15 protein-coding genes are annotated in these 13429 nt (G+C 37.2%); all 15 read right to left on the bottom strand.

The features are described from left to right. Nucleotides 1-624 (bottom strand): NADH:ubiquinone reductase (Na(+)-transporting) subunit D, encoded by a 624-nt coding sequence (locus CWS31_RS08230; RefSeq protein ID WP_101342884.1) that lies wholly within the window; start codon nucleotides 622-624, stop codon nucleotides 1-3. Further along, nucleotides 624-1442 carry a Na(+)-translocating NADH-quinone reductase subunit C gene (locus CWS31_RS08225; protein WP_101342883.1) on the bottom strand — a complete coding sequence of 273 codons (819 nt, stop codon included), beginning with the start codon at nucleotides 1440-1442 and terminating at the stop codon, nucleotides 624-626. Before CWS31_RS08225 ends, CWS31_RS08230 begins: the two co-directional genes overlap by 1 nt. Further along, nucleotides 1435-2637, bottom strand: a complete 1203-nt coding sequence (locus tag CWS31_RS08220) for an NADH:ubiquinone reductase (Na(+)-transporting) subunit B (protein WP_101342882.1) — start codon at nucleotides 2635-2637, stop codon at nucleotides 1435-1437. Before CWS31_RS08220 ends, CWS31_RS08225 begins: the two co-directional genes overlap by 8 nt. 2 nt (nucleotides 2638-2639) lie before the next feature. After that, nucleotides 2640-3977, bottom strand: a complete 1338-nt coding sequence (locus tag CWS31_RS08215; RefSeq protein WP_101342881.1) for a Na(+)-translocating NADH-quinone reductase subunit A — start codon at nucleotides 3975-3977, stop codon at nucleotides 2640-2642. 498 nt (nucleotides 3978-4475) lie between these two features. Beyond that, on the bottom strand, nucleotides 4476-5366 hold the full coding sequence (rpoS, locus tag CWS31_RS08210) for an RNA polymerase sigma factor RpoS (protein ID WP_101342880.1): 891 nt from the start codon (nucleotides 5364-5366) through the stop codon (nucleotides 4476-4478). A 121-nt stretch (nucleotides 5367-5487) separates the two neighbouring features. Beyond that, a complete protein-coding gene (locus CWS31_RS08205) occupies nucleotides 5488-6417 on the bottom strand; it encodes a peptidoglycan DD-metalloendopeptidase family protein (RefSeq protein ID WP_101342879.1) in 930 nt (309 codons plus the stop codon). A gap of 19 nt (nucleotides 6418-6436) precedes the next feature. After that, on the bottom strand, nucleotides 6437-7015 hold the full coding sequence (locus CWS31_RS08200; RefSeq protein WP_101342878.1) for a YqaA family protein: 579 nt from the start codon (nucleotides 7013-7015) through the stop codon (nucleotides 6437-6439). Beyond that, complete coding sequence (locus CWS31_RS08195; protein ID WP_101342877.1) at nucleotides 7015-7668, bottom strand: protein-L-isoaspartate(D-aspartate) O-methyltransferase; 654 nt, start codon at nucleotides 7666-7668, stop codon at nucleotides 7015-7017. The genes CWS31_RS08200 and CWS31_RS08195 overlap by 1 nt, the downstream gene beginning before the upstream one ends. 12 nt (nucleotides 7669-7680) lie before the next feature. Then, complete coding sequence (surE, locus tag CWS31_RS08190; RefSeq protein ID WP_101342876.1) at nucleotides 7681-8436, bottom strand: 5'/3'-nucleotidase SurE; 756 nt, start codon at nucleotides 8434-8436, stop codon at nucleotides 7681-7683. A gap of 162 nt (nucleotides 8437-8598) precedes the next feature. Then, a complete protein-coding gene (gene truD / locus CWS31_RS08185; RefSeq protein ID WP_101342875.1) occupies nucleotides 8599-9690 on the bottom strand; it encodes a tRNA pseudouridine(13) synthase TruD in 1092 nt (363 codons plus the stop codon). A 76-nt stretch (nucleotides 9691-9766) separates the two neighbouring features. Then, nucleotides 9767-10279 (bottom strand): 2-C-methyl-D-erythritol 2,4-cyclodiphosphate synthase, encoded by a 513-nt coding sequence (gene ispF / locus CWS31_RS08180; protein ID WP_101342874.1) that lies wholly within the window; start codon nucleotides 10277-10279, stop codon nucleotides 9767-9769. A gap of 12 nt (nucleotides 10280-10291) precedes the next feature. Next, entirely contained in the window at nucleotides 10292-11005 is a 714-nt protein-coding gene (ispD, locus tag CWS31_RS08175; protein ID WP_101342873.1) for a 2-C-methyl-D-erythritol 4-phosphate cytidylyltransferase, read from the bottom strand. A 23-nt stretch (nucleotides 11006-11028) separates the two neighbouring features. Next, nucleotides 11029-11328 (bottom strand): cell division protein FtsB, encoded by a 300-nt coding sequence (gene ftsB, locus CWS31_RS08170; RefSeq protein ID WP_101342872.1) that lies wholly within the window; start codon nucleotides 11326-11328, stop codon nucleotides 11029-11031. A gap of 69 nt (nucleotides 11329-11397) precedes the next feature. Further along, the gene (locus tag CWS31_RS08165) at nucleotides 11398-12036 is read right to left on the bottom strand and encodes a hypothetical protein (protein ID WP_101342871.1); all 639 of its coding nucleotides are present in this window, start codon (nucleotides 12034-12036) and stop codon (nucleotides 11398-11400) included. A gap of 29 nt (nucleotides 12037-12065) precedes the next feature. Next, complete coding sequence (locus tag CWS31_RS08160) at nucleotides 12066-13184, bottom strand: beta-ketoacyl-ACP synthase III (protein WP_101342870.1); 1119 nt, start codon at nucleotides 13182-13184, stop codon at nucleotides 12066-12068. Nucleotides 13185-13429 lie beyond the last annotated feature (245 nt).

The raw sequence follows: 13429 nt of genomic DNA, 5'->3' as shown, positions 1-13429 counted from the left end.
TTAATCCTTCTCTACTTGCGCTGGTTTCCATTGGCGTAGTGCCCAAATGATTAAACCAATAACGAAGAATGAACTAAATGGTAATACTAATAAGCCATTACCTTGATACCAGCCGCCATTTTGAATTAATGGTAAAATTTCATGGCCGAATAAAGTACCAAAACCTAATAATTCACGGAAGAAAGCAACGAGCATTAAAATTGCACCGTAACCTAAACCGTTACCGATACCATCTAAAAAGCTCACTACAGGCTTTTCTTTCATAGCAAAAGCTTCTGCACGTCCCATTACTATACAGTTAGTAATGATCAAGCCAACGAATACGGCAAGTTCTTTAGATAACTGGTAAGAGAAGGCTTTTAATACTTGGTCAACAACAATTACTAGTGATGCAATAATCGCCATCTGTACAATGATACGTACACTAGATGGGATATGATTACGTATAATTGAAATAAACAAGTTAGAGAAAGCTGTTACAAAAATAACCGCTAAACTCATAACCAAGGCGTTAGCCATAGAACTTGTTACAGCAAGCGCAGAACAAATACCAAGTACTTGTAATGCTATCGGGTTATTGTCAACAATAGGACCCGTTAATACTTTTTTAGCATCTGAAGACATTATTGCACCCCTTCCGCACGAAAGTTAGTAATGAAAGGTTTATAACCTTCTTCACCAAACCAAAATTGTAATGTGTGAGTAACACCGTTACTTGTTAACGTAGCACCAGATAATGCATCTACGCCGTAGACATCACTCGCTTTAGCACCACCTTTAACAAGGCGTATTTCCACGTCACCAGCTTCGTTATATATTTTCTTTCCTGGCCATAAAGCTTTCCATTTAGGGTTAAGTACTTCAGCACCTAATCCTGGAGTTTCCTTATGATCAGAATAAATAACGCTTTTTACTGTATTTAAGTCAGCTTCTAAACCAACATAACCATACATTAAATCCCATAAACCAGAACCAACGATTGGTAATACTACAGTGTCAATTTCACCTGCATTATCTTTAATCAAATAAATAACCGCAGTATTAGAGCGTCGATTGATGCCTGCGATATCATTCTCAGGTTTAATCGATAAGCTTTGATCACGGGCATTGCGGCGTTCATCAAAGTTGATTACATCACCTTCAATAAATTCACCTGAATCAAGATCAATCATCTTAGCTTCAACGCGATTGTTATAAGTATCAACAATACTTTTATCTGCGCTACCAGCAGTTTTTATATTCTCTTGCTCTAAAGCAACAGCTAATAAACCTGAAGCTTCAAGAATTTTAGTTTGCTGATCAAGTAATTTATTTGCTTGTTGTAGTGGCTTTAACTGCACAGCAGAAAAAGACACTAATAATGCACAAACCACACAAACAGCTAGTACAAAACCAACCGTTTTACCGAATGTTTCTTTCTTTTTTGTATCGGAACTAGACATTGCGTGCAAGCCTCCGTTTAATATTACTCTTCACTACAAAGTAGTCAAACAATGGTGCGAATAAATTAGCAAACAATATCGCTAACATCATACCTTCTGGGAAAGCAGGGTTAACAACACGTACCAGAACAACCATTACGCCAACTAAAGCACCAAACCAGTATTTACCCGTATTAGTGAATGAAGCTGAAACAGGGTCTGTTGCCATAAACATCATACCAAACGCAAAACCACCAATAACTAAATGCCAATGCCAAGGCATGGCAAACATAGCGTTAGACTCGCTACCGATAGCATTGAATAATAATGAGGTTAATACCATACCACCAAACACACCTAACACGATGCGCCATGAAGCAATACCTTTATAAAGGATATATGCACCACCTAAAAGAATAGCAAAGGTAGATACTTCACCAACAGAACCAGGAATAAAGCCCCAGAAAGCGTTCCACCAGTTAGCATTCATTGAATAATCAACTAAACCTTGATTAGCGGCACTTAATAATGTTGCACCAGAGAAACCATCAGCAGCAACCCATACAGCATCACCTGAAATTTGCGCAGGGTAAGCAAAGAACAAAAACGCACGGCCAGCTAATGCAGGGTTTAAAAAGTTTTTACCTGTACCACCAAATATTTCTTTGGCAATAACAATACCAAAAGTAATACCTATGGCAACTTGCCATAATGGAATACTTGCAGGCAAGATTAATGCGAATAAAATAGAAGAAACGAAGAAACCTTCATTCACTTCATGTTTACGTACAGCAGCAAATAATACTTCCCAGAAGCCACCAACCACAAAGGTAACAGCATAAATAGGTAGAAAGAAACAAGCGCCATACAACATCATGCTAAACCAATCTGCACTAGCGGTAAGTGTACCACCTAGCATGGTAAATAAATCTACTTGCCAAGATTGTGGTAAGGCATAACCAGCAGCTAAAGCGTCAACTGCTTGATAACCAATGTTATACATACCAAAGAACATGGCAGGGAAAACCGCAAGCCATACAGTGATCATGATACGTTTTAAATCAATACTATCACGTATATGTGTTTTACCCTTATTCACGTAACCAGGTGTAAATAAACCTGTTGCTATCGCTTCATAAAGTGCAAACCACTTCTCATGTTTGCCGCCCTTTTCAAATTGCGGCTCTATATCTTCAATAAACTTTTTCAAGCCCATGACTAACCTTCCTTCTCAATAGTAGTTAGACAATCACGAAGGATCACACCGTAATCTGTTTTGCCAGGGCAAACAAATGTACACAATGCTAAATCTTCTTCGTCTAGCTCTAAGGCACCAAGTTGTTGCGCGCCGTCGGTATCACCCGAACAAATATCACGTAAAAACAAGGTCGGTAAAATATCTAATGGCATAACACGTTCAAAGTTACCAATTGGTACCATGGCACGCGAACTACCGTTAGTAGTCGTAGTCATGTTAAATAACTTACTTGGAAACAAATGTGACATAAAAGCACGTGTTACCGAGAATTTATTAGGTCCAGGAGACATATAACCCATAAAGTCTTTTTCACGACCTTCAAGAATTAATGAAAGTTGAGTGTGGTAACGGCCTAAATAGCCATGTACAGCGTTAGCCGTAGAACCCATTAATAATGAACCTGATACAACACGTAATTCACCATCAACTGCTTCACCAGCAGTTAGCTCAGCAGTATTTGCACCTAAAACTGTACGCACTAAACGTGGATTTTTAGCCGCAGGACCTGCAAGCGAAATAATACGTGTATTATCAAGTTCGCCTGTAGTGAATAACTTTGCAACAGCAATAACGTCTTGGTAACCAATATGCCAAACAACTTTTTCAGCACTAACTGGTTTTAAGAAGTGAATATGTGTACCTACAAGGCCTGCAGGATGTTTTCCTGCAAATTCAGTAACGGTAGCATTAGTATCTACTGGAATATTAGCGCCAGGTGCTTTACTAACAAATACTTCACCTGCTGTTAAGCGTGATAAAATGGTTAAACCATTTTTAAATGCTTCAACTTGCTCATTAATAACAACCTCAGGATTAGCCGCTAATGGATTAGTATCCATAGCACTAACAAAAATAGCAACAGGTGTGCTATCAATGGCTGGTATCTTACTAAATGGGCGAGTTCTTAACGCAGTCCACAGACCTGAATCAACTAAATTTTTCACTACGTCTTCACGTGCAATACTATTTAATTCATTAGTCGAGTAACTGGTGAATTTTTCTTGATCATAGCCATCAACTTCAATGACAACAGATTGTAAAACACGTTTTTCACCACGGTTAATTTCTTTAACAACACCGGCAGCTTGAGCTGTGAATTTAACGCCAGGATTTTTTTTATCTTCAAAAATCACTTGACCTTTTTTTACGCGATCATCCACTTTAACAAACATGGTTGGACGCATACCCACAAACTCTTCACCGAGTGTTGCAACGGTTTTGATGGACGGACCATCATGGATTACCTGCTGAGGAGAACCTTGAACAGGAACATCTAAGCCTTTTTTTATTGTAATCATAAACACTTGCACTACTTTTGATGGGAGTATAAAAATTAGATCGTTAAACTACTTAATTAATGTCTCTGTTTAATAAGGCATAAACATTAATTAAATAAGGATTAAGTCAATAATTTCAGTGTATTTCAGTAAAGAATTAATTTTAGTTTATCACTAAAAATAATCTCACTGGCTCTAAGTTAAAAATTTCTGGCGCGATATTACCATAAACCGACCTTTTGATTCTATGGAGATTATCTAATTTTCATTAAATTTAGTCTATAAATCTATTTATGCATACCTTTTGGGTATTAATCAACTTTAATCCGTCAAATATATTGTTCACATTGTTATAAATGATAACGAATTGTTAACAAATTAAAGATCAAAAAAAAGCAGCAAATTACTTTGCTGCTTTAATAAAGGTAAATATAAAATTATCTTCTCTTAATAAATGCAAATCATCACAATTTACTAAACGATTAGATGATTTATACTAAAAACTATTCTGCTTGACGGTTATGCTTGAAAAATAGCCTCTATAGATAAATTTTGTTGCGATAAAATATCACGTAAACGTTTAAGCGCCTCAACTTGAATTTGACGAACTCGTTCACGAGTTAAGCCTATTTCATGACCCACATTTTCTAATGTTGCAGCTTCATAGCCAAGTAAACCAAAACGTCTCGCTAGTACTTCTCTTTGTTTTGTATTTAGTTCATTTAACCAGTGGACTATGTTTTCACTCATATCTTCTGATTGTAAATCACTTTCTGGACCAGCACTTTTTTCATCGGCAATCACATCTAATAAAGCTTTTTCTGAATCACCGGCAAAAGGAGTATCTACTGAAGCAATACGTTCATTTAATCGCAGCATTTTATTAACGTCATCAACAGGCACGTCTAAATGTTGTGCTATATCTTCCGCTGTTGGTTCATGATCAAGTTTTTGAATTAGCTCACGTGCTGCACGTAAGTAAATATTTAGCTCTTTAACCACGTGAATAGGTAAACGGATAGTACGCGTTTGATTCATAATAGCGCGTTCTATAGTTTGGCGGATCCACCAAGTTGCATAGGTAGAGAAGCGAAAGCCTCGTTCGGGATCAAATTTTTCAACGGCTCTGATCAAACCTAAATTACCTTCTTCAATCAAGTCTAATAAAGGTAGACCTCGATTGTTATATCGTCTGGAGATTTTTACAACAAGTCGTAGATTACTTTCAATCATACGCTTACGTGATGGTTCGTCGCCTTTAAGAGCTAAACGTGAAAAGTAAACTTCTTCTTCTGCTGTTAATAATGGTGAAAAACCAATTTCGCTTAAGTAGATCTGCGTCGCGTCAAGATTTGACGGTGCGTCGTCTTTAGATTCAATAGTTACTTTTTCTTCTTTTAATTTGACCATGCTATTCTCCCAAATTTGCAAAGCTTATTTTAACGACTAAATATTCACGGTAACTCCGGTTATTTGTTTATATATCGGTGTATTTATAATTAACTTTAGGTATATGTTTTTATTTATCTTTTTATTTTTTTGGTAAATACTTTAACGGATTAACAGATTTACCACGAAAGCGTATTTCAAAATGAAGCATCACTTTATTAGTATCTGTATCTCCCATTTGAGCAATAATATCTCCTACGTTCACGAGCTGTTGCTCTTTAACAAGGATGCGATCATTGTGGGCGTAAGCACTTAGGTAATCATCATTATGTTTTATAATAACTAACTTCCCGTAGCCCCGAAGAGCTGATCCCGCATAAACCACTTTACCACTAGCCGCAGAGCGTATTTCAGTACCGCGACTACCAGCAATATCAATGCCTTTATTACCTTGAGCGCCATTAGAGAAATATTCTATAATTTTGCCATTTACTGGCCATTGCCATTGCTTGATTTTTTTAGAAAAATTCGACGTTGGTAATGGCTCTTGTACTATTTCAACCTTGCTTACATTTTTACCATACGCCTGCTTTTTTGTAGATGCAAGTGTATTTTTTGGACTATTTTCATTAGCTTGCGTAGAGCTTTTATTCGACTTTTTATGCTGTGCCGCAGCCTTACTTACTTTCGTTGTTTTTTGAGAGTTAGGATCTGTTAAAAATAAATTTTGACCAGGGAAAATTCGATAGGGAGAAGTGAGTTTATTTAGCTGTGCAATGTTTCTAACGTCAGAGTTTGATCGCCAAGCAATAGAGTATAACGTATCGCCTTTTTTTACTGAGTATTGGCTTGTTTTAATCTCATTTTTATTACGCTCAGCTATAACACCACTCCCATAAATAGTCGATACTGGCGCGGGGGTATTTCTACTGCTACAAGAAAAAAGAACAATGGTAGCTAATAAACATAATAAAATATTTTTTTTACGATCAACAAAAGCCTTAAAGCAGTTTTTAGTTTGGACTTCTTTAAAGCTTTTATCAGATATTTTAGCGTGTTTTTTAATTCGCATAAATTTAAGGCAGAACCTTTTAACGTAAAATAAAATATCCTACAACAATCGCAGCAACAACAATCCAACCGATTAAATCAACCCATTGACGTAATTTTTGTTCCATCGCGCTGCCGCCCCACTTAATAAGACCTGCAACGAGAAAAAAGCGCATACCTCGACCAATGGCTGAAGCAATAAAGAAAGGAATGAACGCCATATGCAAAAAGCCAGCACTGACGGTAAATAATTTATAAGGAATAGGAGAGAACCCAGCAATAAAAACGACCCAAACACCCCATTCGTGAAACCACTTAATAGCAACATCAAACCTTGCTTGATAGCCAAACTGAGTAATGAGTGGCTGGATCCAAGGTTCAAACATAAGGTAGCCAAGACAATATCCGACCGCGCCACCTAAAATAGAAGCAATGGTTGTTAAGCTAGCAAAATACCAAGCTTTATGAGGCTTAGCTAACACCATTGGAGCAAGCAATACATCAGGTGGGATTGGAAAAAATATTGATTCTACAAAGGTTAACACCGCTAAATAACGTGGTGCAAACTTATGTTCAGCCCAATGTAAGGTCCATTGATAAAGACTAGAAAAAATTTTCACTACAATAAATCTCCTGGCACTAAAGGCACAAAACGAACTGCCTCTATTTGTTGTTCGTTAAAGTTATCACCGTTACGGGTAATGATTTTTAAAATTTGAGTTTTTTCACCAACAGGGATAATCAAACGTCCTCCATCGGCAAGTTGGCTTAATAATGCAGGTGGCACACTCGCAGGCGCGGCGGTAACAATAATGGCTTCAAATGGCCCTTTACTTTGCCAGCCTTGCCAGCCATCACCGTGTTTCATTGCAACATTATGTAAATCCATAGCGCGTAAACATCGTTTAGCTTGCCATTGTAATGACTGAATTCGCTCAACAGAAAAAACTTTATCGGTAAGTTGAGCTAAAATAGACGTTTGATAGCCAGATCCAGTACCTATTTCTAATATATTACAAGGTCTTTTACCGGCAATGAGTAATTCTGACATTTTCGCAACAATATAGGGTTGTGAAATAGTTTGTCCTTGGCCTATAGGTAAAGCGGTATTATCATAAGCTTTATGCGCTAATATTTCAGGCAAAAATATATGTCTTGGCGAGTGTGCAATCGCCTTTAAAACATCTTGATTAGTAATACCTTCATTTTGTAATTTTTGTGCAAGTAATTCACCACTGCGTTTTGATTTTCCGCCTATACGACTAGACAACATACAACACTTCCATTAATCTGAAAAATTCAGCCCTGTGAGCCAAGATTTGATACTTTCTATACTACGATGAGCAGTCATATCGACGGTTAACGGGGTAACCGAAGCATAGCTGTTGGCAACAGCATGAAAATCAGTCCCTTCTCCACCATCTAATTCTTTGCCTAACAAACCATACCAATATATGTCTCGTTGCCATGGATCTTTTACTTTTTGCATACATTCGGCCTGATGACGATGACCTAACCGCGTTACTGCAATACCTTTTAACGCTGTTATTGGAATATCTGGTACATTAATATTTAAAATTTGATCTGCTGGTAAAGGATGAGTAGCTAAGCGTTTTATTATTTTAGCGGTGACAATAGCCGCCGTTTGATAATGTTGTTCATGTTGACCAACTAACGATACAGCAATTGCAGGCATTCCCATATGCCGACCTTCTGTTGCCGCAGCTACCGTACCTGAATATAAGGTATCATCACCTAAATTGGCGCCTTTATTAATACCAGCAACGACCAGATCACAGTCGGTATAAAGCTGGCTAATACCAAGGTGTACTGAATCGGTTGGTGTACCATTAACCGAAGTAAAACCATTGTCTAATTGCTCGGCACGTAACGGGTTAAGCAAGGTTAACGAATTACTAGCCCCACTGCAGTTTCGATCTGGAGCAACAACATTCACCTCAAAGTGCTTACTTAGTTCATCAAAGAGGATTTTAATACCTAAAGCATGTACGCCGTCATCATTACTCAGTAATATTTTCATCGTCTCTTTATCTTATTGCCTGACGGCACAGTTTATTAGGATTTGCTAAATTAAGACAGCAGGTGATTATGCTTAATTGCTAGCTAATGCTGATCTAATCCCTAGTTAATACTTAGTCTAGTTAAGGCAACTTAAATCAGTGCTAATTTTTAGTTACATACATTAAGCAGACTGAGGTTCTGCACTTACATCACGCATATCTACACGAGTAGTCATGTCTTGATAGTTCAATAACTCACGCAAAATAGTAGTTGCATAACAACCTGCGGGTAAAAAGAAACTAACTTTTATGACAGCCTTACCTTCTTGTAAACCTTCTGGCGCAGTTAATAATTCAATATCCGTTTCACTCACCACAACACGTATTCGACGACGTTCTTGTTTTAAACCAAAGCGTGGTAAACCTTGGCAAAATTCAGGGTGCTGTGCAGCAACATTTTGCTCTAAAATAAGTGGTTCATCTGAAGTCATCAACTCACCGGCTCCCCACATAGGCGCGGTAATATCGACATCTTTATTAATAAGTCGCTGCTTAATAGTGTCATCTAATTGATCAAGTTTAAATACCGACTGGGTACCAGCTAACATTAGTACATCACCAACTCTTACTTTATTAAAGCATTGTTGATTAATACGCTCATTAAGTACACTATTAAAAATAAGTGAGCGAGCGGCTGATAAGTACATACCGCGCTTTTTCTTATCTTTTACTTTCTGGCCTGAAAATAGCCCTAAAGCACGTTCCATATTACCGCCATTAATACCGAAGCGTTGCTCACCAAAGTAATTAGGCACGCCTTGCTCAACAATGTCAGTCCAACGCTGGGTAAAAGCTTTGATCGCAGTTACATCACGTAATGTTATCTCAAAATTGTTACCTAATAAGGCACCCGTACGTAATTTTTTATTGTGTCGTTTATAAGATAATACTTCTACGCCTTCAATGCTCAAGTCATCTAAATTATATTCTTGCTTACCTGGTACATGTATGCCGAACCATTGCTCAGTAACAGCAAAACGATCTTTTAAGCCTGCATAAGAAACGAGTTGCTCTTTTACAGCAAAATACTTAGCTAACTCTCTTGCCACAAATAAAGTATTAGCACCCGTTTTTCTAACGTGAACAAAAAGGTGTTCACCTTCACCACAAGGTAAGAACGGCAATTTCTCATACACTTTAAAATCATTTATTTCACTACGTAATAAACCATTCGATTCAGGTTTACCGTGCAAGTAGGCATTTTCTATTAACATATAGTTTGTCTTCTTAAATTCTGTTTTAAATTTCGTACTGAAATATTTTTATAAGTATAACTAAACACTTAACACATTATATCTGTTGAACTTCATCTGCCGGCGGCAATGCTTGCTCTATTGGAGTTAGTAAAACTACCGCGTGCACTGAAATCCCTTCTTTTCGCCCGGTATAACCTAACTTTTCAGTGGTAGTAGCTTTGACATTTATTTGATCAATATTTGCTTGCAGATCTTCACTCAAACAAGCTCGCATCGCACGTAAATGCGGTGATATTTTAGGTGCTTGCGCAACAATAGTTATGTCCGCATTACCAAGTTGGTAACCTTTTTCTGTCATTAATGAAACGACATGGCGTAATAAGATTCGACTTGAAATATTTTCATATTGACCGTCAGTATCAGGAAAATGATTCCCAATATCGGCTAAGCATAATGCGCCTAAAATAGCGTCACATAAAGCATGAATAGCTACATCACCATCAGAGTGGGCGATAAAGCCTTGTTCAAATGGTATATCTATCCCAGCCAGAACTATAGGTCCTTCACCGCCAAACTTATGTACATCAAAACCATGTCCGATACGCATTATTTTGTCCTTTTATTTCACTAATTGCTTGTTCAAATAAAACTCAGCTAATGCTAAATCATCAGGATTAGTTATTTTTATATTTTCACTACTACCTAAAACCAACAAACTTGGTAATTTCGCAAACTCAATAGCAGATGCTTCATCGGTAATTTTCAAAGCTTTACTTAGCGCTTGCTCAATTGCAAAAGTTAATTCATCAGTTTTATACAATTGTGGGGTTAACGCATGCCATAATTGCTCACGTTCAACTGTGTTATCAATTCTACTTAAACCGTCTTGCAGAAAGGTTCCCCGTTTCATGGTATCTCGAACAGGGCTTGCTAAAATACCACCACAATTAGTATCTAAACATTGACTAATAAGTTTATCTATATCTTCAAGGCTTACACATGGACGCGCAGCATCATGCACTAACACCCATGGATTGATGTGAGAATCGACGACTTTCAAACCACTTAAAACCGAATCAACTCGTTCAGCGCCACCGTTTACACGAATAATATCTTTATGGTTAGCTAAACCTGATGTACTGAAATATTGATCATTTTCACCCAAAGCAATAATAACTTTAGTAATCAAAGGATGGCTCAGTAATTTTGTTACCGTATGGTAGAGAATAGTTTGTTTATTAATGTGTAAATACTGCTTTGGGCAGTTAGCTTGCATCCTTTTTCCCACGCCAGCAGCGGGTACGATAGCAATAAAATGTTGGTTGATATCCATTAAATATTAATCCTAAATTCCATCTAATTATTGCTATTACGTTGGCTATTTTCTTTCGGAATAAGTCGAAAAAAGGTTTCATTTTCTTTGATCATACCTAACTCATTTCGAGCTCGTTCTTCAATAGCTTCAAGACCCAATTTTAAATCATCAGTATCGGCAAACAATAATTTATTGCGTTGCTGTAATTTGTCATTAGTTTCTTTTTGACGAGTGATATTCTCCTTTAAAACCAGATAGTCAGGCACACTATTTTTACCAAACCAAAGTCGGTATTGCAGTAAAATTAATAGTATCAGCAAAATTGCCGTAAATGCGCGCATGAAAACCTAAATAAAGAATTTAGAAATAGTCGAAATTGTTGCCGACATTATACCTAACTAACTGAAGAGTTAAATAACTAACGTTTTTTTGAAGTCAGTCCAATTAATTGTACATGACAATAACAGTTCTCTAAGACTTGGCATAATAGGGGTTTGTATAGTATTTCCTTGCCAACTTTGTCCGCTACACGCTGCTGTCATTACTTTTTTATTCGGTTTAAGTAACTGTTTATTCGTCTGCTCTATCTCAGCCCCATCAAGTGAAAACCACCCACCGACGTTGGTACGTAGTCTTTTTTTATCAAGCTCTATTCGATCAATACAATCAATAATAATATGATCAGAGATCAACACAGGTACAACAAGTCCTACTCGAATACTTGGCTGTAAATACCAACTTATTGCTTTACTGCGCTCTTCTGCCGTTTCTTGGCCCGTTAATGGCATTTTTCGCGCTTGTTTAGCTGACCAACTGGCATTTTGGTAATCTAAGGTTAACGGAGAATGACCTTGGGTAACAACTTGGCTCATTGCGTTCGCTGTTCGAGATATGTAATAAGGTAAACTTTTCAAGCGAGTTTGTACTGCTTGTACACTGCTATAATCACTTTTGGCAATAAAGCTAATTTCACGCTGATACAAGGCATTACACAACTCAGCGAAGTTGCCTGTATCAGTGTTTATTTGCCAAAGGCTAGATTGCGACATAATGATTTACTTTATCAGAGTTATATCAATTACACGTATTCTAACAACAAGCAACAGGCAGAATAACCAGCGCCAAAAGAACATAAAACACTTTTGTCGCCAGAAATAAACCCTTTATTATGTTTGTGCAAAGCAATAATACAGCCCGCTGAACTAGTATTTGCGTATTCATCTAAAATAATGGGGGCTTCACCACTTTCAGGCTCTCGATCAAGCACCTTTTTAGCAATAAAGTTATTCATGTTGATATTTGCTTGATGTAAATATAATCGTTTAATATCCGTTGAGCCTAAACCCATTTTAGCCATTTCAGTCATAATTAAATTAGACACCATAGGCAGAACTTCTTTAAACACCTTACGCCCTTGTTGAATAAAATATTTATCAATATCGTCGGCTTTTTCTGGTGTACTTTTATTCATATAACCAATATTACTGCGAATATTATTAGAAAAACTAGTGATAGGTTTTTCACTAATAATTTTAAAAACATGCTCAGCATTAGCAGTACTTTCATCTTCGATGATCGACGCGGTCGCCACATCACCAAAAATAAAGTGGCTGTCTCGGTCTCGATAATTAATTTGCGGTGATAATATTTCAGGGTTAATTACTAACACTGTTTTGGCTGTGCCACTTCTTATCGCATTAGCCGCGTTAATAATACCAAAGGTCGCTGCTGAACAAGCAACAAGCATATCAAATCCCCAGCCTTGACAGCCTAAAGCATTTTGTATTTCAATAGCCATGGCAGGATAAGAACGCTGGGTGTAAGCACAAGCAACAATAATAAGGTCAATATCTGCAGGCGTTTTATTGGCTGCAAGCATGGCTTGCTTGGCTGCTGCCACCCCAATTTCGGCTTGCATGGAGAGTTGATCGTTAGCACGCTCCTGATAACGTGGTGACATTACATCAACATTGAGAATATTGGCTTTCTCCATGACGTAACGGCTTTTAATGCCTGAGGCTTTTTCAATAAAGCTGCTGTCAGATGGTGATAACGCGGTAACTTCACCAGCTTCTATTTCTTTACTGTACTTAGCGTTAAACGTTTCAACGTACTCATTAAAACATTGTACTAGTTCGTCATTAGAAATACTTTGCGTAGGGGTATACAAGCCTGTTCCACTAATCACTACTGACATAACCACTCTCTTATAATAAAGGAAAAATTAGCATTATACTCGCTATTACAATGACATAACTTAAGGGTATAACATTATCTATTGTTCAATAATACTACACGACCATAGCGTGATATCAATTTTTTATTTTTGAACATTAATAGGGTTTGCTCATTAAGGCGGACTGTACTCTTTCAAGATTTCTTTTACTGCTACTTGTTTGATATTTAAACAAGGCAGAGTATGTAAAGTGTAGCTGCTTACAT

The organism is Colwellia echini (genome assembly GCF_002843355.2).
Taxonomy (GTDB): domain Bacteria; phylum Pseudomonadota; class Gammaproteobacteria; order Enterobacterales; family Alteromonadaceae; genus Colwellia; species Colwellia echini.
This window is presented reverse-complemented; position numbering and strand designations above follow the sequence as displayed.